Origin of the sequence: Paraburkholderia terrae, from assembly GCF_002902925.1 — a bacterium.
In the GTDB taxonomy this organism is placed as follows: domain Bacteria; phylum Pseudomonadota; class Gammaproteobacteria; order Burkholderiales; family Burkholderiaceae; genus Paraburkholderia; species Paraburkholderia terrae.
This window is the reverse complement of record NZ_CP026111.1, coordinates 3,549,461-3,572,583: the sequence shown is the minus strand read 5'-3', so window position 1 is coordinate 3,572,583 and position 23,123 is coordinate 3,549,461. Positions and strand designations below refer to the sequence as shown.

The window sequence follows — 23,123 nt, the reverse complement described above, 5'->3', positions numbered from 1 at the left end:
TCAGACCACAACGGTCTTGACGACCATTATGACGCCTGGCGGATTTCCTGGAGCAGATAGCCGAAGCCGCGCACCGTGACGATTTCGACGCGGCAGTTTTCGAGCTTTTTGCGCACCCGGTGTACATAGACTTCGATCGCGGTGTCGCCGAGATCGCCGCCGAAGTGCGTCAGGTGATCCTGCAGTTGCGCCTTGCTGACCACGCGGCCATGGCGCAGCAACAGCATTTCGAGCACCGCAAATTCACGCGGCGACAGTTCGAGCGGCTTGTCGTCGTTGAAGATGCGGCGATCCACACCCGACAGACGCACGCCACCGAGCGACACTTCCGGACGCGGCATGTCGCCGTGCGGTCCGCTGCGGCGCATCACGGCGCGAATACGCGCTTCGAGTTCGGCGGGTTCGAACGGCTTCAGCATGTAGTCGTCGGCGCCGGAATTGAGGCCTTGCACGCGGTCATTCAGTTCGTCGCGCGCGGTCAGGACGATCACGGGCGTATGACGGTTGCTCTGACGGAAACGCGAGAGCAGCGTCATGCCGTCGATACCGGGCAGTCCCAGATCGAGGATCACCAGCTCGTGGCGGTTTTGCGTGAGGGCCTGTTCGGCGAAGATGCCGTCGTGGACCATGTCGACCGTGAAGCCGGCTTGTTCGAGACTGCTTTGGATGCCGCGCGCGATAGGGCGGTCGTCTTCGATCAGAAGGAGTCGCATGGGTTTCGCTCAAGTACAATGGGTTGGGCAAGGGGCACGCGGTTCGCCGGGGCGCCTGCTGCACAGAATGCCGTGCGGCGTGCCGTCGATGCGGCCTTCAACAGATCTGCCAGCCATGTCCGATATTACGATCTACGAACTGGAAGCCGCGATCAATTTCTGGCGTTCCCGCTCGCCTTCGAGCGGTGACGAACTCGTTCTGTGCAAGGAGGCAAGCGCGCTCTCCAAGCCGTATGCGCTGATGATTGTACAGCGACAGACCGTGCTGCCGCAGGAAGGAATGGACGAGATTGCCCGTGCCGCGTGGGATTCTTACGTGTCCCTTAAGAATGGCCTAACGAAGTGAAGGTTTGGTGGCCTGATTACCTGCAAAACGCTTTCATAACGGGTTTTCGTCAGGGTTTTGGAGCGTCACGGGCTTTCGTCCGATCAACGGCTCAAGTCACTTTCCAGCCGCAATTTCATCGATAAAACGTGCGAGGCGAATGTCGCGCTCGGTGATTCCGTTTGCATCGTGCGTCGATAGCGTGATCTCAACGTTGCTGTAGACGTTGAACCATTCCGGATGATGGTCCATCTCCTGGGCTTTGATCGCGACGCGCGTCATGAAGCCGAACGCTTCGTTGAAGTCGGTGAACTTGAACTGCCGTTTGATCGCGTCGCGGCCTTCCACGTTCTGCCAGCCATCGAGTTGAGCGATCTGCGTTGCGCGTTGTTCGGAAGAGAGTTTCTCGATCATCGTGTCACCTTTTGAAGCGGCGCGTGGCCGCGCCCATGCCGCGTGCATCGACGCATACGCGGTCGTCCTATTTTTTCACGGTTGAAGGGTTGCTGCAGCGCGCTACGTCAGATGTCACCGTCCGTCGCCCAGCCTTCGCCCGTGCCGCGTGTGATAACGGCGTCGGTGGCGCGCACGTCGCCTGCCGGGAAAGGTACTGCATGCGCGAGCTTCGCCAGCAGCGGCGCGAAATCGGTGCGCGCGACGTCGAACAGTTCCGAGAAATCGTCGATCACGAAGTAGGTCTTCTGGAACGTGTCGATCCGGTACTGCGTTTGCATCACGCGTTCGAGATCGAACGCGATGCGATTGGGCGCGTCGCTTTGCTGGCTGTAGAGCGTCTCGCCTTTGCTCGACACGATTCCGGCACCGTAGATCTTCACGCCATTTGGACTCGCGTCGTCGCGGATCAGGCCGAACTCGACTGTGTACCAATAGAGGCGAGCGAGCAGCGGCAGCGCATTCGCATCGTTCGCACCGAGGGCCGCGCGGCCATATGCGTGCATGTAGTCGGCGAACACGGGGTTGATCAGTAGCGGCACATGGCCGTACAGATCATGGAAGCAGTCGGGCTCCTGCAGATAGTCGAGCTGATCCGGGCGGCGCATCCACCACGTCACGGGAAAGCGGCGGTTCGCCAGATGCTCGAAAAACACCTGATCCGGCACGAGGCCCGGCACGGCGACGATCCGCCAGCCGGTCGCAGGCATCAGCTGTTCGTTGATCGCTTCGAACGAAGGCACGCTTTCCGGCGACAGATTCAGCCGCTCGACGCCTGCCAGAAATTCGTCGCACACGCGCCCTCTGAGCAGCGCCGTCTGCCGCGTATAGAGCTGCTTCCACACCGCGTGATCGACCGCGCCGTAGCGATGCGTCGGCTGGTCGATGGTGAAGTCGGCGCGGGTTTCGAGGCCGGCGTCAAATTGCTCTTTGAGCTTCGCGGTGTTCGGGACTGACATGACGGATGACTGGCCGGGCGCGGCTCGCCCGATAGATAGAAACCGTGCAAGTCTAGAGCGGGTAACGCGCGGAAAGGGCGCATGTTTTCCGGATCGCACGACGGGAATGCGATAATCGTGCATTAGATCGCCAATTCATGCGGAGGATTTACATGCTAGAACTCGATCACTTCGATCTGGCGCTGCTCGACGTCCTGCAGCGCTTCGGGCGCGCGACGCATCAGCAACTTGGCGAGCAGGTGCCGCTGTCGCCGTCGCAGATCGGGCGGCGCTTGCAGCGGCTGGAGTCGATCGGTGTGGTCGATGGTTACCGCGTGGTGCTGCGGCCGGAAAAGCTCGGGCTCGGCGTGACGGCTTTCACGAGCCTGAAGCTGAAGCACCACGGCGATTCGATCATCGAGCAGTTCCAGCAGCAGATCGACGTGCTGCCCGAGGTGCTGGAGTGCCACGCGGTGGTTGGCGACGCGGATTATCTGCTGCGTATCGTGGCGCCGGATCTGAACGCGCTGTCGTCGTTCGTGATGAAGAAGCTGATGCGGGTGCCGGGCGTCGATAGCGTGCGCTCGTACATCGTGCTGACGACGTTCAAGCGCAACGGCCCATTGCCGCTCGGTCATCTGGCGCCCGGCGCGGCCGCCGTCTGACCTCGCGGCATATCGGACATCAGGCGGCTTTCAACGGCTCCTGATTCAGCATATCCACGTAAGCGACGGCAACCAGATCCGATTCCGGCACGCCGAGCTTCGAGAACACGGCGTACGCTTCCTTCTCGCCGCCTTCTTCGTCGTCATCCTGCGCGAGCACGACTTCGAGCTCGATGAAATCGCCGAGACCATCGACGCGATCCAGGTGAATCCGCGTGCGCCCGACGATATAGACATGGCGCTCCTTCGTGACGATGCCGCGCGTCGTGAGCGCGGTGGCGAGCAGCGAGTGCATCGCTTCGGGGTTCGTCACAGGGCTGCGCGTGTAGTACGACGCCTTCGGGCCGTCGCGGTCGTCGCGCTGATAGAAGATCAGTTCGGCGGGCGTGCCGTCGTCGAACTGGCGCAGCTTCAGACGGCCACGCGGCACGTCGTAGAAAAAGTCCTGCTGGCGAAAAATCAAAGGAGCGTCAGGCGAAAGCGCAGCGGCGCGCTCGCGAAGCTGCTCGAAGTGCTGCGCGCGAGCTTTGATTTCGATGTTGCGTGCCATGTGAAGCTCCTGTCGAAAGGTGAACGTGGACGGCTTCTGACGACAACGGGTTCGCCCCGATTGCCTGAGTGCGCAAACCGGTCGGCAGAGACCAAAGGGATACGGAAAACAGCGGGGGAAAAGCGCGCAAAGCGTCAATCTAGCAAAAAGCCCATGACGATGTGGTTAAAGGCCACGGCATGCGAAGGGTGCAAAAACCTCGCTGTGTCATGAGATCGGCTCATATCGCGCGACGCCGCTTTTCGCGCTTTGGCATGCGCGTTCCGCGTGTACCGCTTATGCCGACCACTGCTGTTCGATCAGCTTCAGCGCCACGGCGATCGCCGGCTCGTCCTTGTGCGCGGCAAGCGTGATGAACGTCAGCTCCGTCGGCACGGTGATGCCTTCGACGATCGTCAGCGCATGCGCGTGCGCTTCGGCAAGTGCAGTCGAATCGCGCGCGAGCGTGAGCCCGACGCCTGATTTGACGAGATCGAGCATCGACGGTTCCTGATCGACCTCCGCGACCTTGATGGGCTTGACGCCGGCATCGGCGAAGCGGCGCGTCAGCAGCCGGTTGTGGGCGGACGCGGGCGGCGTCCAGATCCACGGAAACGAAGCGAGCGCACGCCAGTCGCGCGCGCCTTTCATGCGGTCTTTCCAGCCGGGCGGCGCCAGCACGCGATACTGGAAGTGCGTCAACGTGACGGCGTGAAAGATCGCGCTGTCGCGTGGTTCGTCTTCGTCAGGCTGGCCGATGTAATAACCGACGTCGAGTTCGCCCGCGCGCACCTGATCGCGCACCCAGCCGGACATGCCGTGCCGCAATTGCGTTTCGATGTGCGGCCACGTCTCGACGAGCTGCTTCAGAAACCCGCCGAGCCGCAGAAACGCCGGATCGAGAATCGTGCCGATGCGCAGACGCCCGCGCACCTCCTGGCGCAGCGTGGCGGCCGCCCGTTCGACATCGTTCGCGGCCGCGAGCGCGCGCTCCGCATGCGGCAACAGCGTCTGACCGTCGCGCGTGAGCGCAAGCCCGTGCGACGTGCGCGTGAACAGCGTCACGCCGAGCGCGGCTTGCAGGTTCTTGATCTGCAGGCTGACGGCGGGCTGGGTCAAATGCAATTGCGCGGCAGCGCGCGTCAGATTGCCTTCGCGCGCGACCGTCGCAAAGGCGCGGAGCAGGGTGAGGTCCATCCACTGATATTAACGCGCCTTATATCGCATTTGAGCATTACTCATTGGATTTGCGACTCACTTGCCGATTAGGCTGAAAAGATCATGCGAAGGCGCGCCGTATTGCGCTGCAGCATCGACCATCAGAAAGTCCTACACAGGAGACACCATGAGCGAGACAGATCAAGGCAAGGTGCGCGCGCTGACGCACGTGATCAACGGCCATCCTATCGATGGCACGAGCCAGCGCTTCGGCGACGTGTTCAATCCGGCGACAGGCGAAGTGTCGTCACGCGTGCCGCTCGCAAGCGTCGCCGAAGTCGATGCAGCCGTTGCCGCCGCTAACGCCGCGTTTCCCGCATGGAGCGAAACGGCACCGATCAAGCGCGCCCGTGTGCTGTTCAAGTTCAAGGAACTGCTCGACCGTCATCACGACGAACTCGCCGAACTGATCACGCGCGAGCACGGCAAGGTGTTCTCGGACGCGAAGGGCGAAGTGATGCGCGGCATCGAGATCGTCGAATTCGCGTGCGGCATTCCGAATCTGTTGAAGACCGACTTCACCGATCAGATCGGCGGTGGCATCGACAACTGGAACCTGCGTCAGTCGTTGGGTGTGGTCGCGGGTATCACGCCGTTCAACTTCCCGATGATGGTCCCGTGCTGGATGTTCCCGGTTGCGATCGCATGCGGCAATACGTTCGTGTTGAAGCCGTCGGAACGCGATCCGTCGGCGTCGATCCGCCTTGCCGAATTGCTGAAGGAAGCGGGATTGCCTGACGGCGTGTTCAACGTCGTGCATGGCGACAAGGTGGCTGTGGATGCATTGCTCGCGCATCCAGATGTCAGCGCGCTGTCGTTCGTCGGCTCGACGCCAATTGCCGAATACATCTACACGGAAGGCACGAAGCACGGCAAGCGAGTGCAGGCGCTGGGCGGCGCAAAGAACCACCTCGTCGTGATGCCCGATGCGGATCTCGATCAGGCCGTCGATGCATTGATCGGCGCAGCGTATGGTTCGGCGGGCGAGCGTTGCATGGCGATTTCGGTTGCAGTCGCAGTCGGTCATATCGCCGACGAACTGATCGACAGGCTCACGCCGCGTGTGAAGACGCTGAAGATCATGAACGGCATGGAAGGCGAAGCGGAAATGGGTCCGCTCGTGACGGCGGCGCATCGCGAGAAAGTGTCGGGTTATATCGACGCAGGGATCGAGGCGGGCGCAAAGCTGGTGGTCGATGGACGCGGGCACAAGGTGCCGGGTCACGAGAAGGGCTTCTTCCTCGGCGGCACATTGTTCGACGATGTGAAGACCGACATGAAGATCTATCGCGAAGAAATCTTCGGCCCCGTGTTGTGCGTGGTGCGCGTGCCCGATTTTGCTTCGGCTGTCGAACTCATCAACAAGAACGAGTTTGCGAACGGCGTGTCGCTGTTCACGTCGGACGGCGGCGTCGCGCGCGCGTTCTCGCGTCAGATTCAGATCGGCATGGTCGGCATCAACGTGCCGATTCCTGTGCCGATGGCATGGCACTCGTTTGGCGGCTGGAAGCGGTCGCTGTTCGGCGATCACCATGCGTATGGCGAAGAAGGCGTTCGCTTCTATACGCGCTACAAGAGCATCATGCAGCGCTGGCCGGACAGTATCGCGAAGGGCGCCGAGTTCACGATGCCCGTTGCGAAGTAACGCGAATCAGTAGATTGGAATGGCCGCGGCATTGCGTCGTCAATAACGCAGTGCCGTGCGCATCGCACTTGTGGTGTTGATAAACAAAAAGCAGTAGCGACACAAACGCCCAAAGCGCAATCAGATGCCATGCAACGTGGCCATGCGAAGGAGACAGGTGTGAGCACGACAGCAAGAAAACTCGAGGGCGAATTCGACTACATCGTCATTGGCGCGGGCACGGCGGGTTGTGTGCTTGCGAATCGCCTGACCGAAGATCCCGACGTCACCGTGCTGCTGCTCGAAGCGGGTGGCAAGGACGATTACCACTGGATTCACGTGCCCGTCGGTTACCTCTATTGCATCGGCAATCCGCGCACCGATTGGCTCTATAAAACGCAGGCAGAACCCGGACTCAACGGACGTGCGTTGTCGTATCCGCGCGGTCGCGTATTGGGAGGCTGCTCGTCGATCAACGGCATGATCTACATGCGCGGCCAGCGCGAAGACTACGACGAATGGGCGCGTGTAACGGGCGATTCGTCGTGGTCGTGGGATGCTGTGCTGCCCATCTTCAAACGTAGCGAAGACCACCATGGCGGCGCAAATGAATTTCACGGCGCCGGCGGTCAATGGCGCGTTGAAAAGCAGCGTCTCAAATGGAAGATTCTGGAGAAGTTCGCCGAAGCCGCGCAGGAAGCAGGTATTCCCGCCACCGACGATTTCAATCGCGGCGACAACACGGGCGTCGGCTATTTCGATGTGAACCAGAAGCGCGGCATTCGCTGGAATGCATCGAAGGCTTTTTTGCGGCCTGCGTTGCAGCGGCCGAATCTCACGATCATCACAGGCGCGCACACGCAGCGCGTCGTATTTGAAGGCAAACGCTGCGTTGGTGTCGAATATCGTGGCGACAATGTCGAGTACATCGCAAAGGCGCGCATCGAAGTCGTCATGAGTTCGGGCGCGGTGAACTCGCCGCAATTACTCGAATTGTCTGGCATCGGTAATGGCGCGCGTTTGCAGAATCTCGGGATCGAGGTCGTGAACGATTTGCGCGGCGTCGGCGAAAATCTTCAGGACCATTTGCAGTTGCGCATGGCGTATAAGGTGCATGGCGTGCGCACATTGAATACGGCCTCCGCGCACTGGTGGGGCAAGATGATGATCGGTCTGCAGTATTTGCTGACGCAAAGCGGGCCGATGTCGATGTCGCCGTCGCAACTCGGCGCGTTTGCGAAGTCCGATGTGAACGACGGATCGTTGACGCGTTCCGATCTCGAGTATCACGTACAGCCGCTTTCACTCGACAAGTTCGGCGAACCTTTGCATCGCTTCAATGCCTTTACGGCATCTGTTTGCCATTTGCGTCCGACTTCGCGCGGCAGCGTGCATATCGAATCACGCGATCCGCACACTGCGCCGCTGATCGCGCCGAACTATCTGTCGACGGATTACGACCGTCACGTCGCTGCGAATGCGTTGCGTCTCACGCGGCGCATTGCGGCTTCGCCTGCATTGAAACCCTATCGGCCCGAAGAGATCTTGCCGGGCATCCAGTTTCAGACCGAGGAAGAATTGCAGATTGCAGCGGGTCAAGTCGGTACAACCATCTTCCATCCCGTCGGCACATGCCGGATGGGCACATCGAATGATCCAGGCGCTGTAGTGGATAGCCGCTTGCGGGTGATCGGTGTCGAAGGACTGCGCGTGGTCGATGCATCCGTGATGCCTACCATCACCTCAGGCAACACGAACTCGCCGACACTGATGATCGCAGAACGCGCGAGCGACATGATTCGCGCCGACCGTCGTGCGCGAAGAGACAGTCACACCGTCGAAACCAACACCGCTTCACCGATGTCCGTTGCATGACACGCAACGTTTAACGTTTTGTGGCACGAAGGTCGCATTAAACACTAAGTGCAAATCCCAATGATTGCGCTGCATCATTGGCGCGACAATGGCACCCATGCTGCGTGGTGCGGCATGGATTACCGTCCGCATTGGTGCACCACGCCACGATTGGCACGGGGGTGTCATCGCCAATAACAGTCGCGACGATTCAGCGCGGCATAAAACGCGGTAATGCTTCGCCTTACTTCGCATGGAAGGGAACATGATTCTCGGCGATACGATACTCGAAACGCGCGGGCTCACTCGTGAGTTCAAGGGTTTTACCGCAGTCAACGGTGTGAACCTGCGCGTGAAGCGCGGTTCGATCCATGCGCTCATCGGGCCAAACGGCGCAGGCAAAACCACCTGCTTCAATCTGCTCACCAAATTTCTCGTGCCCACTGCGGGTCAGATCGTCTTTGACGGCATCGACATCACGGGCGAACGTCCTGCGCAGGTCGCGCGTCGCGGCATCATCCGCTCCTTTCAGATTTCCGCTGTATTTCCGCATCTGACGGCATTGCAGAACGTACGCGTGGGTCTGCAACGTCAGCTCGGCTCGGCGTTTCATTTCTGGAGAAGCGAGCGCACGTTGCGTCAACTCGATGACCGCGCGATCGATCTGCTCACGCAAGTAGGCTTGACCGATTTCGCCGATGTGCCCGCCGTCGAGCTGTCATATGGGCGCAAACGCGCGCTCGAAATCGCCACGACGCTCGGCATGGAACCGGAACTGATGCTGCTCGACGAACCGACGCAAGGCATGGGACACGAAGACGTTGACCGCGTGACTGCGCTGATCAAGAAAGTATCGGCGGGTCGCACGATCCTGATGGTCGAACACAACATGAATGTGATAGCCGGCATCTCCGACACGATTACCGTCCTGCAACGCGGCGAGGTGCTCGCCGAAGGCACGTACGCGGAAGTCTCGAAGAACCCGCTCGTCATGCAGGCCTATATGGGCAGTGCGGACGCGGCGCTTGCCGGAGCGCATGCATGAGCACAGTGAGCGAACAGGAAGACGCATCGGTCAGTGTGGTGAGCGGCGAGCCCGCGCTGGAAATCGCGGGGCTGCAGGCGTGGTATGGCGAATCGCACATCCTGCATGGCGTCGATCTGACCGTCAGCCGCGGCGAAGTCGTCACGCTGCTCGGCCGCAATGGCGCGGGCCGCACCACGACGCTGCGCGCTATCATGGGCCTGACGGGCCGGCGTACTGGCTCGATCCGCGTTGATGGACGCGAGACGATTTCGATGGCGACGCACCGCATCGCGCATTGCGGCGTCGGTTATTGCCCGGAAGAGCGCGGCATCTTTTCGAGCCTGTCGTGCGAAGAAAATCTGATGCTGCCGCCACCCGTCGGCGACAAGTCGTTGATGATGTCGATCGACGAGATCTACCAGATGTTTCCCAATCTCCAGGAACGGCGCATGAGCCAGGGCACGCGTCTGTCGGGCGGCGAGCAACAGATGCTGGCCGTCGCACGCATCCTGCGCACGGGCGCGAACCTGCTGTTACTCGATGAAATCTCCGAGGGCCTTGCCCCCGTGATCGTGCAGGCACTCGCGCGCATGATCGTGACATTGAAGGCGCGCGGCTACACGATCGTGATGGTCGAACAGAATTTCCGCTTTGCCGCGCCGCTCGCCGATCGCTTCTATGTGATGGAGCATGGACGCATCGTCGAGCATTTCGGTGCAAAGGAACTCGAAAGCAAAATGCCGGTGCTGCACGATTTGCTCGGCGTCTAAGTGGGGTGGACGCATCCCGATCAGAACTCGGGGTCGTCATGGGAACTGCGACGCACGACATACCCAGATGCCTCTGATAACCACAAGCATGGAAAACAGGAGACACGCATGAAACTGAAGAACTTCGCCAGGCTGTCAGCAGTCTGCTTTGCGGCCGCCGCGGGCACGATGTTCGCTGCGGGTAACGCGCAGGCCGCCGATGGCGCGACCGTCAAGATCGGCTACATCACCGATCTTTCCGGTCTGTATGCGGATATCGATGGCCAGGGTGGCCTCGAAGCGATCCGCATGGCGATTGCCGATTTCGGCGGCAAGGTCAATGGCAAGCCGGTCGAACTGGTCTACGCCGATCACCAGAACAAGGCTGATATTGCTGCGTCGCGTGCGCGTGAATGGATCGACCGCGACGGCGTCAACGTGATCATTGGCGGCACGAACTCGGCCACCGCGCTGTCGACCAATCAGGTTGCGGGCGAAAAGAAGGTTCCGTACATCAACATCGGCGCGGGCGCGGACAACCTGACCAACGAGCAATGCACGCCGTACACGGTTCACTACGCGTACGACACGATGGCGCTCGCAAAAGGCACGGGTTCGGCCGTTACGAAGCAGGGCGGCAAGACCTGGTACTTTCTGACGGCGGACTACGCGTTCGGCAAGGCGCTCGAAAAGAACACGTCGGACGTGGTGAAGGCGAATGGCGGACAGGTGCTCGGCACGGTGCGCCATCCGTTGTCGGCATCGGATTTCTCGTCGTTCCTGTTGCAGGCACAAGGATCGAAGGCGCAGGTGCTCGGTCTCGCGAACGCGGGTGGCGACACGATCAACGCGATCAAGGCCGCCAAAGAGTTCGGCGTAACAAAGTCGATGAAGATCGCCGCGCTGCTGATCTTCCTGACCGATATTCACAGCCTTGGACTTGAAACGACGCAAGGTCTGGTCGCGACCGATAGCTGGTATTGGAACAAGGACGCCAATACCCGCAAGTGGGCGCAGCGCTACTTCGACAAAATGAAGAAGATGCCGACCAGTCTGCAGGCAGCGGACTATTCAGCCGTCACCACGTATCTGAAGGCCGTGCAGGCAGCTGGCACGACCGACAGCGACAAGGTGATGGATCAACTGCACAAGACGAAGATCGACGATTTCTACGCGAAGGGCTACATCCGTCAGGACGGCAGCATGATCCACGACATGTACCTGATGGAAGTGAAGAAGCCGTCGGAATCGAAAGAGCCGTGGGACTACTACAAGATCACCGCGACGATTCCCGGCGATCAGGCATTCGGAACGAAAGCGGAATCGCGCTGCGCGCTCTGGAAGTAAGCGGTTCGCAGCGGGATGTAACGGGCGGCGCAGCGCCGCCCGTTGTGTCTCGTGAGTGAACTGCGTCGATACTATTCTGACGGCGGATTCAATGGAAATCTTTGGCATTCCGCTACCGGCGATGCTCAGCCAGTTGCTGCTCGGTCTCGTGAACGGCTCGTTCTACGCGATCCTGAGTCTGGGGCTGGCTGTGATCTTCGGTCTGCTCAACGTGATCAACTTCGCGCATGGCGCGTTGTTCATGTTGGGTGCGATGCTCACGTGGATGGGCATGTCGTATTTCAGTCTGCCGTACTGGGTGATGCTCGTGCTCGCGCCCGTGCTCGTGGGGCTGTTCGGCATCGTGATTGAACGCTCGATGCTGCGCTGGCTGTACAAGCTCGACCACCTTTACGGCCTGTTGCTCACGTTCGGGCTCACGCTCGTCGTCGAAGGCGTGTTCCATTCGATCTACGGTTCGTCGGGGCAGCCGTACGACGTGCCGTCAGCGCTTGCGGGCGCAACCAATCTCGGCTTCATGTTCCTGCCGAACTATCGCGCGTGGGTGGTCGTCGCGTCGCTGATCGTGTGCTTCGCGACGTGGTTCGTGATCGAGAAGACGCGTCTTGGCGCGTATCTGCGCGCGGGCACGGAGAACCCGAAGCTCGTCGAGGCATTCGGCGTGAACGTACCGATGATGGTCACGCTCACATATGGCTTCGGCGTCGCGCTGGCCGCATTTGCCGGCGTGCTTGCGGCGCCTGTGATCCAGGTCTCGCCGCTGATGGGCCAGTCGATGATCATCACGGTGTTCGCGGTCGTGGTGATCGGCGGCATGGGCTCGATCATGGGTTCGATTCTCACGGGCCTTTTGCTGGGTGTGATCGAAGGGTTCACGCGCGTGTTCTACCCGGAAGCGTCGGCGACCGTGGTCTTTGTGATCATGGCGCTCGTGTTGCTCGTGCGTCCGGCAGGTCTCTTCGGCAAGGAAAAATGATGCAGAGAAAAGCGCTCTACGTTCTGCTGCTGATCGCGCTCATCGTTGCGCCGTTTGTCGGCGCGTATCCCGTGTTCGTGATGAAGGTGTTGTGCTTTGCGCTGTTCGCGGCCGCGTTCAATCTGCTGATCGGTTATACGGGTCTGCTGTCGTTCGGACACGCGATGTTTCTCGCATCGGCCGGCTATGTCACCGGTTACGCGATCCAGACGCTCGGCGTGTCGCCCGAACTAGGCGTGCTAGGAGGCGTGGTGGCGGCGACGCTGCTGGGCTTTGTCGTCGGTATGTTCGCGATTCGCCGGCAGGGCATCTACTTCGCGATGGTGACGCTCGCGCTCGCGCAGATGGTCTACTTCGTGTTCCTGCAGGCGCCGTTTACGCATGGCGAAGATGGCCTGCAAGGTGTGCCGCGCGGCAAGCTGTTTGGCGCGTTGAGCCTGTCTTCAGACCTGACGTTGTACTTCGTCGTGCTGGCCGTGATGGTGCTTGCGTTCCTGCTGATCGTGCGTATCGTGCATTCACCGTTCGGGCAGGTGCTGATCGCGATCAAGGAGAACGAGCCCCGCGCGATCTCGCTTGGCTATGATACGAACCGCTTCAAGCTGCTGGCGTTCATTCTGTCGGCGGGGCTTGCGGGTCTGGCCGGCTCGCTGAAGGTGGTCGTGCTGGGCTTCGAAACGCTCGGCGATGCCTACTGGACGATGTCGGGCCTCGTCGTGCTGATGACGCTGGTGGGCGGCATGGGCACGCTGTTCGGGCCGTTGCTCGGCGCCGCGTTGATCGTTGCGCTGGAAGACCGGCTTGGCGATATCGGCAGCGGGCTGGCGTCGGTGACGGGTGTTGAGTGGTTCCGATCACTTGGCGAGTCGGCGACGATCGTCACGGGCCTGATTTTCATCGCGTGCGTGCTGGCGTTCCGGCGCGGTATCGTCGGCGAGATCGTGCAGCGGGTCAAACCGTTACGCGCCTGAGTGGGCCAGGAAATTAGTTTGCGATCCGAAATAACGGCTAGCCGCTGCGAAATGACGCGAACATGGAGCGAAACTACAAGAATGCGCCCCATTTTTGTGCGGCGCTGCACCACTAGGGTAAATGCTAGTTGCTCGTGAAGCGTCCCCCGTTTAATCTTCACACAGTTCTGATGCACCGAATTTTGCAGGTGGAGAACGAGGAGACATGAGGCGCATAAGTGCCCATACAAAAGCGCTGTTGGACGAAATCCAACAGCGCTTTTTACTTTTTCCGTTCAGAACTCATCTTCTTCAGCGCACCTTCCTGCGTCGCGCGGCATTGTAAATCTGGCGTTTTCTCTCTCGCTGCACCCGGCATTTTTCCCCAAAGATTCAAAGCCTTCAAACCGCTTGCCGCTTGCGCTATGCGTCCGCTACACTCGCCATTCGCCGACCATCGGGTCGGCCTTTGGGACATTCGAATCCATTCGAACATCGGGGCGTAGAGGAGCGGAATGAAGTCGGCATTGCGGTGGATCAGCGCGGCACTCGTCGCGGCAGGCGTGTGCGCAACATATAGCGGCGCGGCATTCGCGGACGTGAAAATCGGCATGACGGTATCGGCGACGGGGCCCGCGGCCTCGCTCGGCATCCCGGAGAAGAACACCAGCGCGCTTCTGCCGAAGGAAATCGCGGGCCAGAAAATCGACTACATCGTGCTCGACGATGCAACCGACTCGACGCAAGCCGTCAAGAACGCACGCAAGCTCACCAGCGAAGATCACGTCGACGCGTTGATCGGCTCGACTGTCGTGCCGAACTCGCTGGCCATGATCGACATCGCCAACGAAACGCAAACGCCGATGATCTCGATGGCCGCGGCGGCGTCGATCGTCGAGCCGATGGATGCGAAGCGCTCGTGGGTCTTCAAGACGCCGCAGAACGACATTCTGATGGCGACGGCGATTGCGCAACACATGTCGAATCACGGCGTGAAGTCGGTGGCGTTCATCGGCTTCTCGGATGCATACGGCGAGAGCTGGTTCAAGGAATTCAGCAAGGCGGCAGATCTGAAGAAGATCAAGGTCGTCGCGAATGAACGTTTTGCCCGCAACGATGCGTCCGTGACGGGTCAGGTGCTCAAGATGATGTCGCAGAACCCGGATGCCGTGCTGATCGCCGGCGCGGGCACGCCGGCCGCATTGCCCGAAAAGACGCTGCGTGAGCGCGGCTTCAAGGGCAAGTACTATCAGACGCACGGCGTCGCGAATAACGACTTCCTGCGCGTGTGCGGCAAGGATTGCGAAGGCACATATCTGCCCGCTGGTCCGCTGCTCGTCGCCGATCAATTGCCCGATTCGAATCCTGTGAAGAAGGCTTCGCTCGCGTACAAGCGTGCGTATGAAGGCGCGAATGGGGCGGGCTCGATCTCGACGTTCGGCGGTCACGCGTGGGACGCGGGCCTGCTTCTGCAGCATGCAATTCCTATCGCGTTGAAGAAGGGCCAGCCTGGTACGCCGCAATTCCGCGAAGCATTGCGCGTCGCGCTCGAAGACACGAAAGATCTGCCCGGCTCGCATGGCATCTTCAACATGAGCGTGAACGATCACGCGGGTCTCGATCAGCGTGCGCGTGTGATGGTGCAAATCGTCGACGGCAAATGGAAGCTTGCTTCCGATTAAACGAGGCGAATTAACGAACTCGAATTCACAAAAAAGACGCGAGCAGTTGACGCGTCTTTTTTATTGCACGCGAGATATCTGAATTAAAAAGCAGTGCAGCGGCGAGGGGAGGCGACTAAAGCGGTAGAGCCTGCGTTTGAGGTTTGACGCAATTGCAACGAGCAGGGAAAACCATGCTTGGCAGGCTTATACCCGATAACTAGATTCAGTTACCCGGTTCTTACTGGATTACGACACGCATTTAAAGCGTTTGGAGACAAGCAATGAAAACGACAAAACAATGGGTCCGTACCGCGATCGCGATGGCGCTCGTGTGCGGAGCAAGTGCGGCGATGGCGCAGGTGAAGATTGGGGTCACGCTGTCTACGACGGGACCGGCCGCATCGCTCGGCATCCCTGAGAAAAACACGATCGCGCTGCTGCCTAAGGAAATCGCGGGCAAGAGCGTGCAATACATCGTGCTCGACGACGCATCGGATACGAGCCGCGCCGTGCAGAACACGCGCAAGCTGATCGACGAAGATCACGTCGATGCGATCATCGGTTCGACGGTCACGCCGAATTCGCTCGCGATGCTCGATCCCGTTTCCGAAGGCAAGACGCCGGTGATCTCACTCGCGGCATCGGCGGCCATCATTTCTCCGATGGACGCGAAGCGTGCGTGGGCATTCAAGACGCCGCAGAACGACGGCCTGATGGCCGATGCGATCGCCGAGTACATGGAGAAGCACGGCGTGAAGACGGTCGCGTTCATCGGCTTCGCGGATGCCTATGGCGAGAACTGGTACAACGTGTTCAGCAAGGCGGCGGAAGCGCATCATCTGAAGATCGTCGCGAACGAGCGCTATAACCGCACCGATGCATCGGTGACGGGGCAGGTGCTGAAGCTCGCTGCATCGAATGCGGATGCGGTGCTGATCGCCGGCGCGGGCACGCCGTCCGCGCTGCCTGCGAAGGCACTCAAGGAGCGCGGCTACAAGGGCAAGATCTATCAGACGCACGGCGTCGCGAACAACGACTTCCTGCGCGTGTGCGGCAAGGACTGCGAAGGCGAATTGCTGCCCGCAGGCCCGATTCTCGTCGCCGATCAGTTGCCCGATTCGAACCCGGTGAAGAAGTCGTCGCTCGCGTACAAGAACGCGTACGAGAAGGCCTATGGCGTGGGCACGGTGGCGACCTTCGGCGGTCACGCGTGGGACGCCGGCCAGATGCTCCAGCGTGCGATTCCCGAGGCGCTGAAGAAGGGCCAACCGGGCACGGAAGCGTTCCGCGTCGCGTTGCGTGAAGCGCTCGAGAACGTCAAGGACTTGCCACTCTCGCACGGCATCATGAACACGACGCCCACCGACCACAACGGTCTCGACAAGCGCGCACGCGTGATCGTCGAGATCTCTGATGGCAAGTGGAAACTCCAGAACGACTAAGACGGTACGCGCCTCTCGCGCAAGGGCGTGGGGGCCAGCGCATGCGAATGCGCTTAAGCCACGCAGCAATTTCTGATCGATAACAATGGCAAGCTCTGCCGCGCTGTATCTCAGGCGCGGCAGTTGTTTTATGTGTTTGAGCTTCGCTTCGTGGCGGGTAGTTGTTCAGCCCGCTCTCATTGTTTCTTAGTTTCGATTTCGACGTTCCAGGACGAGGAAGTATGGATCTATCAATTGCGGCGATCCTCGCGCAGGATGGCATCACGACCGGCGCGATCTACGCATTGCTCGCGCTCGCGTTGGTGCTGGTGTTCTCCGTGACGCGCGCCATTTTCATCCCGCAAGGGGAGTTCGTGTCGTACGGCGCGCTGACGCTCGCCGCACTGCAGACACAGAAGTTTCCAGCGACGTGCTGGCTGCTGATGGCGATGGGGCTCGCGTGCTTCGTCGTCGAGGTGACCGGCATGGCGCGGCATCCAGAGCGGCGGCGTCATGCGGCGCGCACGCTCGTGATGCTGGTCGGCAAGTATCTGCTGTTTCCCGTCGCCGTCTACGCGGTCACGCGCGGCGTATTCATGCAGCCGCTGCCGATGCTGGCGCAGATCGCGCTGACGCTGCTGATCGTGGTGCCGATGGGGCCGTTCGTCTATCGCCTCGCCTACGAGCCGGTTGCCGAAGGGACGACGCTGTTGCTGCTGATCGTATCCGTCGCCGTACACTTCGCGATGGTCGGCCTCGGGCTCGTGATGTTCGGCGCGGAAGGCTCGCGGACCAACGCGTTCACGGACTCCACGTTCAACGTCGGCAGCATGTCGATTTCGGGGCAGAGCGTGTGGGTGATTGGTGTCGCTGTGGTGCTGATCGGTGTGTTGTACGTGTATTTCGATCGCTCGATTTCGGGCAAGGCGTTGCGCGCGACGTCGGTGAACCGGCTCGGCGCGCAGCTGGTCGGCATTGGCACGACACAGGCGGGACGGCTCGCGTTCACGCTCGCGGCCGGTCTCGGCGTGCTGTGCGGGATCCTCGTCGCGCCGCTCACGACCATCTACTACGACTCGGGCTTCCTGATCGGTCTAAAGGGCTTTGTCGGGGCGATTATCGGCGGGCTGGTCAGTTATCCGCTGGCTTTTGCGGGTTCGATACTCGTTGGCTTGCTGGAGTCGTATTCGTCGTTCTGGGCCAGTTCCTACAAGGAAGTGATCGTGTTCACGCTGATCATCCCCGTGCTGCTCTGGCGGAGTCTCGCCAGCCCGCACGCGGAAGAAGAGGAGGAGTGACGCGATGAAACGCATCATGCAAAACAGGTTCTTCTGGTTGTTCCTCGTCGTCATGTTCGCGCTGCCCGTGCTGCCGCAGCCGATCCGCGTGCCCGAGTACTGGGTGACGCTGCTCAACTACATCGGGCTGTATTCGATCGTGGCGATCGGCCTTGTGCTGCTGACAGGCATCGGCGGAATGACGAGCTTTGGGCAGGCGGCGTTCGTCGGCGTCGGCGCGTATGCGACGGCGTATCTGACGACGCAGTTCGGCGTATCGCCGTGGCTCGCGCTGATCGTCGGCGTAGTGCTGACGGCGCTGATCGCGCTGCTGCTCGGCGCCGTCACGATGCGGCTGTCGGGCCACTTCCTGCCGCTCGGAACGATCGCGTGGGGGCTCGCGCTGTTCTTCCTGTTCGGCAATATGGAGATGCTCGGCAAGTACGACGGGATCAACGGGATTCCGGTGCTGAACGTGCTCGGCATCAATCTGGAATCGGGCCGCCATATCTATTACCTGATTTGGATCGTCGTGCTCGGCGCCGTGGTGTCTGTTCAGAATCTGCTTAATAGCCGGCCGGGGCGGGCGATTCGCGCGCTGCGCGGCGGCGGCTTGATGGCGGAGGCAATGGGCGTGAATACGGCTTGGATGCGCGTCGTGATCTTCGTCTACGCGGCGGTGCTGGCGGCGATTTCGGGTTTTCTGTACGCGCATTTACAGCGTGCGGTGAATCCGACGCCGTTCGGCCTCAATCACGGCATCGAGTTTCTGTTCATGGCCGTGGTAGGCGGTGTCGCGCATGTGTGGGGCGCGGTGCTCGGTGCGGCGATCCTGACGATTCTGCAGGACTATCTGCAGACACTGCTGCCGAAACTGCTCGGCGAAAACGGCAACTTCGAGATCATCGTTTTTGGCGTCTTGATGGTGCTGCTTTTGCAGTACGCACGCCAAGGCGTGTGGCCGTTCGTCGCGCGCATGTTCCCGCGCGGCCCGCGCGCGCACGTGCCGGATCATGCGGATGCTTTGCCGCAGCGCAGCAAGCCGACTGCGGGCGAAACGCTGCTCGTGGTGGACAAGGCGCGCAAGCAGTTCGGCGGTCTGGTGGCGGTCAACGATGTCAGCTTCGAAGTGAAGGCGGGGCAGATCATCGGCTTGATCGGGCCGAACGGCGCAGGCAAGTCGACGACGTTCAATCTGGTCACGGGCGTCCTGCAGCCGACGAGCGGCTCGATTTCGTTTCAGGGCGAGCGTATCGATGCGCTCAATTCACGTGAAATCGTCAAACGCGGCATTGGGCGCACGTTCCAGCACGTCAAACTGCTGCCGGGCATGACTGTGCTGGAGAACGTCGCGATCGGTGCGCATCTGCGCGGGCATGCGGGCGTGTGGGGCAGCGTGGCGCGCCTGAACGCGGCCGAGGAGGCACGTCTGATGGCGGAAGCGGCGCGTCAGATCCGGCGCGTGGGCCTCGAAGAGCATATGTACGACGAAGCGGGCAGCCTCGCACTGGGCAAGCAGCGGATTCTGGAGATTGCGCGGGCGCTGTGCTGCGATCCGACGCTTCTGCTGCTCGATGAGCCGGCAGCCGGCCTGCGTTATCAGGAAAAGCAGCAACTGGCGACGCTGCTGCGCAAGCTTCGCGAGGAAGGTATGAGCGTGCTGCTGGTCGAACACGATATGGATTTCGTGATGAACCTGACGGATCGACTGGTAGTCATGGAGTTTGGGACGCGTATCGCGGAAGGCTTGCCGCAAGACGTGCAGAACGATCCGGCCGTGCTGGAAGCTTATCTGGGCGGGGTGGAGTGATGGTGAATCAGACAACGGCTGCACCGATTCTCGAAGTGAACAGTCTTTCCGTGCGATATGGAAAGGTCGAAGCGCTGCATGGCGCGAAAATCGCCGTCGGCCCCGGCCAGATCGTCTCGGTGATCGGTCCGAACGGCGCGGGTAAGTCGACGCTGCTGAACGCGATCATGGGCGCGTTGCCGGTGACGGGACATGCAAAGGGCGCGATTATGTACCGGGATGAGGACGTGAGCCACGTTCCCATCGAGAAGCGCGTGGCGCGCGGCATGTGTTTTGTGCCGGAGAAGCGCGAGCTGTTTGCCGCGATGACGGTCGAGGACAACCTGGTGCTGGGCGCATATCGTCGCAAGCGCGCTGGCGAGCGGAATTATCTCGACCAACTTGAGCCCGTGTTCCAGCTTTTTCCGCGGTTGAAGGAGCGTCGCAAGCAAGCTGCTGGTACGTTGTCGGGCGGCGAGCGGCAAATGCTGGCGGTTGGACGCGCGCTGATGGGCAAGCCGGATCTGCTCATGCTCGATGAGCCGAGCTTGGGCTTGGCGCCCCTGATCGTGAAAGAGATTTTTCATATCATCAGCGCACTGCGTCAGACGGGTGTTGCCACGCTGCTGATCGAGCAGAATGCCCGCGCTGCGCTGCAGATCTCTGACTATGGATATGTTCTCGAAACAGGAGAGCTGGCGCTGGAAGGAGAGGCGAATGAGTTGGCGCAGAATCCACGTGTCATCGAGACATATCTGGGCCTGACGAAGAAAGTCGCGTAGCCAAAGGATTTTTTGGCGAATTGGCTGTCAAATGAGCGGCGTGTTTCACGTGAAACACGCCGTTTTTTCGTCCTATACCGTCTGGACGGAATTCGGGCCAAAAGCGAACCCGCTATAATTTCGCCCATACTTTCTTTTAGGCTCACGCTGGATCCCGCGTGAGATCCGCGATGCTTTATCCCACAGAGTTTGACGTAATCGTCGTTGGCGGCGGTCATGCCGGCACGGAAGCCGCTTTGGCGTCCGCGCGCATGGGCAACAAGACGCTTTTGCTGACGCACAACATCGAAACCCTCGGTCAGATGAGCTGCAATCCGTCGATTGGCGGCATTGGCAAAGGCCATCTGGTCAAGGAAGTCGACGCACTCGGCGGCGCAATGGCGGCTGCTACCGACGAAGGCGGGATTCAATTCCGCATTCTCAACTCGTCGAAGGGGCCCGCCGTTCGGGCGACGCGCGCACAGGCTGACCGCATTCTCTACAAGGCGGCGATCCGCCATCGCCTCGAGAATCAGCCGAATCTTTGGCTGTTTCAGCAATCTGTCGACGATTTGATGGTCGAAGGCGACCGCGTTGTCGGCGCCGTGACGCAGGTTGGAGTTCGTTTTCGCTCGCGTGCGGTGGTTTTGACGGCTGGTACGTTCCTCGATGGGAAGATCCACGTCGGCCTCAACAACTACACGGGCGGGCGAGCAGGGGACCCGGCTGCGGTGTCGCTGTCGGCACGGCTCAAGGAGCTGAAGCTGCCGCAGGGGCGGTTGAAGACGGGCACACCGCCGCGTATCGACGGTCGTACGATCGATTTCTCGAAGCTGGAAGAGCAGCCGGGTGACCTCGATCCGGTCCCAGTGTTCTCGTTCCTTGGACGCGTCGAGCAGCATCCGCGTCAGGTGCCGTGCTGGGTTACGCATACCAACTCCCAAACTCACGACATCATCCGTAGCGGTCTGGACCGTTCGCCGATGTACACGGGCGTCATCGAAGGCGTTGGGCCGCGATATTGCCCGTCAATCGAGGACAAGATTCACCGTTTTGCGTCGAAAGAGTCGCATCAGATCTTTCTCGAGCCGGAAGGCTTGACCACGAACGAGTTCTATCCGAACGGAATCTCCACGAGCCTGCCGTTCGACGTCCAGCTCGAGTTGGTCCGGTCGATGGTGGGCCTGGAGCACGCGCATATCCTGCGTCCGGGCTATGCGATCGAATACGACTACTTCGATCCGCGTGGGCTGAAGGCGTCGCTGGAAACGAAGGTGATCAACGGTCTGTTCTTTGCCGGTCAGATCAACGGTACGACCGGCTACGAAGAGGCGGCGGCGCAAGGGCTGCTGGCCGGGATCAACGCTGGTCTATATGTGCAGGGCAAGGAAGCGTGGTGTCCGCGCCGTGATCAGGCTTATCTGGGCGTGCTGGTGGACGATCTGGTCACGCGTGGCGTGTCCGAGCCTTATCGGATGTTCACGAGCCGCGCGGAGTATCGCTTGAGCCTGCGCGAAGACAACGCCGACATGCGTCTGACGGAGATCGGACGTGAACTCGGCGTTGTGGACGACGAGCGCTGGGATGCATTCAGCCGTAAACGCGACGCTGTTTCACGTGAAACAGAGCGGCTGCGCACCACATGGGTCAATCCGAAGACGCTTTCGTCTGAGGAAGCGACCGCCTTGCTCGGCAAGTCGATCGACCATGAGTACAGTCTCGCCGATCTGCTGCGGCGTCCCGGTGTTTCGTACGACGGCGTCTGCGCTTTGCGCGAAGGCGCCTGTGGCCCGGCCGAGGTACTGGCCGATGACGAAGTGCTGCTCGCGCAAATCAAGGAACAGATCGAGATCGGCGTCAAATATCAGGGTTATATCGAGCGGCAAGCTGGCGAGATCGAGCGAAACGAAGCGCACGAGAACACGAAGTTGCCCGAAAACCTCGATTACTCAGAGGTTCGAGGGCTGTCGTTCGAGGCACGTCAGAAGCTGACGCAGTTCCGCCCGGAAACGATTGGCCAGGCGTCGCGCATTTCCGGCATCACACCGGCTGCGATCTCGCTACTGATGGTTCACCTGAAGCGCGGCCTCGGTCGGCGCGCGCAGAAACCCGCTAGCGCTGGCACCGACAACTCGCCGGTGGCTCAATGACGGCACGTATCGACACGACAGCGGGGCGCGAGGCGCTCGCCGCTCTGCTGGATGAGGGCCTGCGCGAACTGGACATCGAGCTGAGCGCGGAGCAAAAGGGCAAACTGCTCGACTACGTTGCGTTGCTGGCCAAGTGGAATGCCGTCTACAACCTGACGGCGATCCGCGATCCGCGCCAAATGCTGATCCAGCACATCTTGGATTCTCTTTCGATCGTTCCGCATCTGGCTACGCTTGGACCGGCGACGCTGCTGGACGTCGGCTCGGGAGGCGGACTGCCGGGCGTCGTCCTCGCGATCGTGTTTCCCGACTGGACGATCACCGTCAATGACATCGTTCAGAAAAAGTCCGCGTTCCAGTCACAAGCTAAGGCGGAACTGGGCTTGGGAAATCTGTCGGTTGTCACGGGGCGCGTCGAAAATCTGCGGCCGGGCACCGAGGTTCCAGGAAAGTTCGATGTAATTGTCTCGCGCGCATTCGCAGAGCTGGCGGATTTCGTTACACTGGCCCGTCACCTCGTTGCGGACGACGGCGCGATCTGGGCAATGAAGGGCGTTCGACCGGATGGGGAAATCGAGCGCCTGCCTGAAGGCGCCCACGTGAAGCAAGTGATTCGTCTCAAAGTGCCTGCGCTGGATGCCGAGCGGCATCTGATCGAAGTCACGGTAGGCTGAATTTCAGATCGAAATTTCA

At 60.6% G+C, this 23,123-nt stretch carries 21 protein-coding genes; 16 read left to right on the top strand and 5 right to left on the bottom strand.

All coding sequences use genetic code 11. The features are described 5' to 3' along the window. Positions 1 to 26 precede the first annotated feature (26 nt). Positions 27 to 713: a response regulator transcription factor gene (locus C2L65_RS15895; protein ID WP_007581727.1), complete on the bottom strand. Its 687-nt coding sequence runs from the start codon at positions 711 to 713 to the stop codon at positions 27 to 29. 115 nt (positions 714 to 828) lie between these two features. Here C2L65_RS15895 and C2L65_RS15890 point away from each other — a divergent pair, with 115 nt between their 5' ends. After that, positions 829 to 1,059, top strand: a complete 231-nt coding sequence (locus tag C2L65_RS15890; RefSeq protein WP_042305083.1) for a DUF3717 domain-containing protein — start codon at positions 829 to 831, stop codon at positions 1,057 to 1,059. A gap of 96 nt (positions 1,060 to 1,155) precedes the next feature. On the opposite strand, the gene C2L65_RS15885 is transcribed toward C2L65_RS15890, so the two are convergent. Next, positions 1,156 to 1,452, bottom strand: a complete 297-nt coding sequence (locus tag C2L65_RS15885) for a 4a-hydroxytetrahydrobiopterin dehydratase (protein ID WP_042305166.1) — start codon at positions 1,450 to 1,452, stop codon at positions 1,156 to 1,158. A 107-nt stretch (positions 1,453 to 1,559) separates the two neighbouring features. Further along, positions 1,560 to 2,450 (bottom strand): phenylalanine 4-monooxygenase, encoded by an 891-nt coding sequence (phhA, locus tag C2L65_RS15880; RefSeq protein WP_042305084.1) that lies wholly within the window; start codon positions 2,448 to 2,450, stop codon positions 1,560 to 1,562. A gap of 152 nt (positions 2,451 to 2,602) precedes the next feature. Here phhA and C2L65_RS15875 point away from each other — a divergent pair, with 152 nt between their 5' ends. After that, complete coding sequence (locus tag C2L65_RS15875) at positions 2,603 to 3,094, top strand: Lrp/AsnC family transcriptional regulator (protein WP_007581720.1); 492 nt, start codon at positions 2,603 to 2,605, stop codon at positions 3,092 to 3,094. Between the two features lie 19 nt (positions 3,095 to 3,113). Here C2L65_RS15875 and C2L65_RS15870 read toward each other — a convergent pair whose 3' ends face one another. Together C2L65_RS15870 and C2L65_RS15865 are read right to left on the bottom strand one after the other, a co-directional pair. Next, the gene (locus C2L65_RS15870; RefSeq protein WP_042305085.1) at positions 3,114 to 3,644 is read right to left on the bottom strand and encodes a class IV adenylate cyclase; all 531 of its coding nucleotides are present in this window, start codon (positions 3,642 to 3,644) and stop codon (positions 3,114 to 3,116) included. 276 nt (positions 3,645 to 3,920) lie between these two features. Continuing rightward, positions 3,921 to 4,820, bottom strand: a complete 900-nt coding sequence (locus C2L65_RS15865; protein ID WP_042305086.1) for a LysR family transcriptional regulator — start codon at positions 4,818 to 4,820, stop codon at positions 3,921 to 3,923. Positions 4,821 to 4,968: 148 nt separating this feature from the next. Here C2L65_RS15865 and C2L65_RS15860 point away from each other — a divergent pair, with 148 nt between their 5' ends. From C2L65_RS15860 to rsmG, 14 genes are all read left to right on the top strand, one after another. Then, on the top strand, positions 4,969 to 6,486 hold the full coding sequence (locus C2L65_RS15860; RefSeq protein WP_039900430.1) for a CoA-acylating methylmalonate-semialdehyde dehydrogenase: 1,518 nt from the start codon (positions 4,969 to 4,971) through the stop codon (positions 6,484 to 6,486). 159 nt (positions 6,487 to 6,645) lie between these two features. After that, a complete protein-coding gene (locus C2L65_RS15855; protein WP_081920774.1) occupies positions 6,646 to 8,340 on the top strand; it encodes a GMC family oxidoreductase in 1,695 nt (564 codons plus the stop codon). A 244-nt stretch (positions 8,341 to 8,584) separates the two neighbouring features. Then, positions 8,585 to 9,364 carry an ABC transporter ATP-binding protein gene (locus C2L65_RS15850; RefSeq protein ID WP_035987717.1) on the top strand — a complete coding sequence of 260 codons (780 nt, stop codon included), beginning with the start codon at positions 8,585 to 8,587 and terminating at the stop codon, positions 9,362 to 9,364. Next, positions 9,361 to 10,116, top strand: a complete 756-nt coding sequence (locus C2L65_RS15845) for an ABC transporter ATP-binding protein (RefSeq protein ID WP_042305088.1) — start codon at positions 9,361 to 9,363, stop codon at positions 10,114 to 10,116. The genes C2L65_RS15850 and C2L65_RS15845 overlap by 4 nt, the downstream gene beginning before the upstream one ends. Positions 10,117 to 10,224: 108 nt before the next feature. Next, positions 10,225 to 11,442 (top strand): ABC transporter substrate-binding protein, encoded by a 1,218-nt coding sequence (locus C2L65_RS15840; RefSeq protein WP_042305089.1) that lies wholly within the window; start codon positions 10,225 to 10,227, stop codon positions 11,440 to 11,442. A gap of 91 nt (positions 11,443 to 11,533) precedes the next feature. Further along, positions 11,534 to 12,418 carry a branched-chain amino acid ABC transporter permease gene (locus C2L65_RS15835; RefSeq protein ID WP_042305090.1) on the top strand — a complete coding sequence of 295 codons (885 nt, stop codon included), beginning with the start codon at positions 11,534 to 11,536 and terminating at the stop codon, positions 12,416 to 12,418. Next, positions 12,418 to 13,389, top strand: coding sequence for a branched-chain amino acid ABC transporter permease (locus C2L65_RS15830; protein WP_042305167.1), 972 nt, complete (start codon positions 12,418 to 12,420; stop codon positions 13,387 to 13,389). Before C2L65_RS15835 ends, C2L65_RS15830 begins: the two co-directional genes overlap by 1 nt. A 494-nt stretch (positions 13,390 to 13,883) precedes the next feature. Continuing rightward, positions 13,884 to 15,050, top strand: a complete 1,167-nt coding sequence (locus tag C2L65_RS15825; RefSeq protein WP_042305091.1) for an ABC transporter substrate-binding protein — start codon at positions 13,884 to 13,886, stop codon at positions 15,048 to 15,050. Positions 15,051 to 15,313: 263 nt separating this feature from the next. After that, positions 15,314 to 16,474 carry an ABC transporter substrate-binding protein gene (locus C2L65_RS15820; protein WP_042305092.1) on the top strand — a complete coding sequence of 387 codons (1,161 nt, stop codon included), beginning with the start codon at positions 15,314 to 15,316 and terminating at the stop codon, positions 16,472 to 16,474. Between the two features lie 221 nt (positions 16,475 to 16,695). Then, the gene (locus C2L65_RS15815) at positions 16,696 to 17,751 is read left to right on the top strand and encodes a branched-chain amino acid ABC transporter permease (RefSeq protein ID WP_042305093.1); all 1,056 of its coding nucleotides are present in this window, start codon (positions 16,696 to 16,698) and stop codon (positions 17,749 to 17,751) included. A gap of 4 nt (positions 17,752 to 17,755) precedes the next feature. Beyond that, entirely contained in the window at positions 17,756 to 19,540 is a 1,785-nt protein-coding gene (locus C2L65_RS15810) for a branched-chain amino acid ABC transporter ATP-binding protein/permease (protein WP_052426802.1), read from the top strand. Continuing rightward, positions 19,540 to 20,301 (top strand): ABC transporter ATP-binding protein, encoded by a 762-nt coding sequence (locus C2L65_RS15805; RefSeq protein WP_042305094.1) that lies wholly within the window; start codon positions 19,540 to 19,542, stop codon positions 20,299 to 20,301. Before C2L65_RS15810 ends, C2L65_RS15805 begins: the two co-directional genes overlap by 1 nt. Before the next feature lie 170 nt (positions 20,302 to 20,471). Continuing rightward, positions 20,472 to 22,430, top strand: coding sequence for a tRNA uridine-5-carboxymethylaminomethyl(34) synthesis enzyme MnmG (gene mnmG / locus C2L65_RS15800; protein ID WP_042305095.1), 1,959 nt, complete (start codon positions 20,472 to 20,474; stop codon positions 22,428 to 22,430). Next, positions 22,427 to 23,104, top strand: coding sequence for a 16S rRNA (guanine(527)-N(7))-methyltransferase RsmG (rsmG, locus tag C2L65_RS15795; protein ID WP_042305096.1), 678 nt, complete (start codon positions 22,427 to 22,429; stop codon positions 23,102 to 23,104). Before mnmG ends, rsmG begins: the two co-directional genes overlap by 4 nt. Positions 23,105 to 23,123: the final 19 nt, after the last annotated feature.

Bases quoted from the DNA above. Each gene is read 5' to 3' on its own strand.
- C2L65_RS15820 (WP_042305092.1), top strand. From the start codon at position 15,314: ATGAAAACGACAAAACAATGGGTCCGTACCGCGATCGCGATGGCGCTC.
- rsmG (WP_042305096.1), top strand. From the start codon at position 22,427: ATGACGGCACGTATCGACACGACAGCGGGGCGCGAGGCGCTCGCCGCT.
- C2L65_RS15825 (WP_042305091.1), top strand. From the start codon at position 13,884: ATGAAGTCGGCATTGCGGTGGATCAGCGCGGCACTCGTCGCGGCAGGC.
- C2L65_RS15810 (WP_052426802.1), top strand. From the start codon at position 17,756: ATGAAACGCATCATGCAAAACAGGTTCTTCTGGTTGTTCCTCGTCGTC.
- C2L65_RS15890 (WP_042305083.1), top strand. From the start codon at position 829: ATGTCCGATATTACGATCTACGAACTGGAAGCCGCGATCAATTTCTGG.
- C2L65_RS15805 (WP_042305094.1), top strand. From the start codon at position 19,540: ATGGTGAATCAGACAACGGCTGCACCGATTCTCGAAGTGAACAGTCTT.
- C2L65_RS15815 (WP_042305093.1), top strand. From the start codon at position 16,696: ATGGATCTATCAATTGCGGCGATCCTCGCGCAGGATGGCATCACGACC.
- C2L65_RS15830 (WP_042305167.1), top strand. From the start codon at position 12,418: ATGCAGAGAAAAGCGCTCTACGTTCTGCTGCTGATCGCGCTCATCGTT.
- phhA (WP_042305084.1), bottom strand. From the start codon at position 2,450: ATGTCAGTCCCGAACACCGCGAAGCTCAAAGAGCAATTTGACGCCGGC.
- C2L65_RS15875 (WP_007581720.1), top strand. From the start codon at position 2,603: ATGCTAGAACTCGATCACTTCGATCTGGCGCTGCTCGACGTCCTGCAG.
- C2L65_RS15850 (WP_035987717.1), top strand. From the start codon at position 8,585: ATGATTCTCGGCGATACGATACTCGAAACGCGCGGGCTCACTCGTGAG.
- C2L65_RS15885 (WP_042305166.1), bottom strand. From the start codon at position 1,452: ATGATCGAGAAACTCTCTTCCGAACAACGCGCAACGCAGATCGCTCAA.
- C2L65_RS15870 (WP_042305085.1), bottom strand. From the start codon at position 3,644: ATGGCACGCAACATCGAAATCAAAGCTCGCGCGCAGCACTTCGAGCAG.
- C2L65_RS15865 (WP_042305086.1), bottom strand. From the start codon at position 4,820: ATGGACCTCACCCTGCTCCGCGCCTTTGCGACGGTCGCGCGCGAAGGC.
- C2L65_RS15835 (WP_042305090.1), top strand. From the start codon at position 11,534: ATGGAAATCTTTGGCATTCCGCTACCGGCGATGCTCAGCCAGTTGCTG.
- C2L65_RS15845 (WP_042305088.1), top strand. From the start codon at position 9,361: ATGAGCACAGTGAGCGAACAGGAAGACGCATCGGTCAGTGTGGTGAGC.
- C2L65_RS15895 (WP_007581727.1), bottom strand. From the start codon at position 713: ATGCGACTCCTTCTGATCGAAGACGACCGCCCTATCGCGCGCGGCATC.
- C2L65_RS15840 (WP_042305089.1), top strand. From the start codon at position 10,225: ATGAAACTGAAGAACTTCGCCAGGCTGTCAGCAGTCTGCTTTGCGGCC.
- C2L65_RS15860 (WP_039900430.1), top strand. From the start codon at position 4,969: ATGAGCGAGACAGATCAAGGCAAGGTGCGCGCGCTGACGCACGTGATC.
- mnmG (WP_042305095.1), top strand. From the start codon at position 20,472: ATGCTTTATCCCACAGAGTTTGACGTAATCGTCGTTGGCGGCGGTCAT.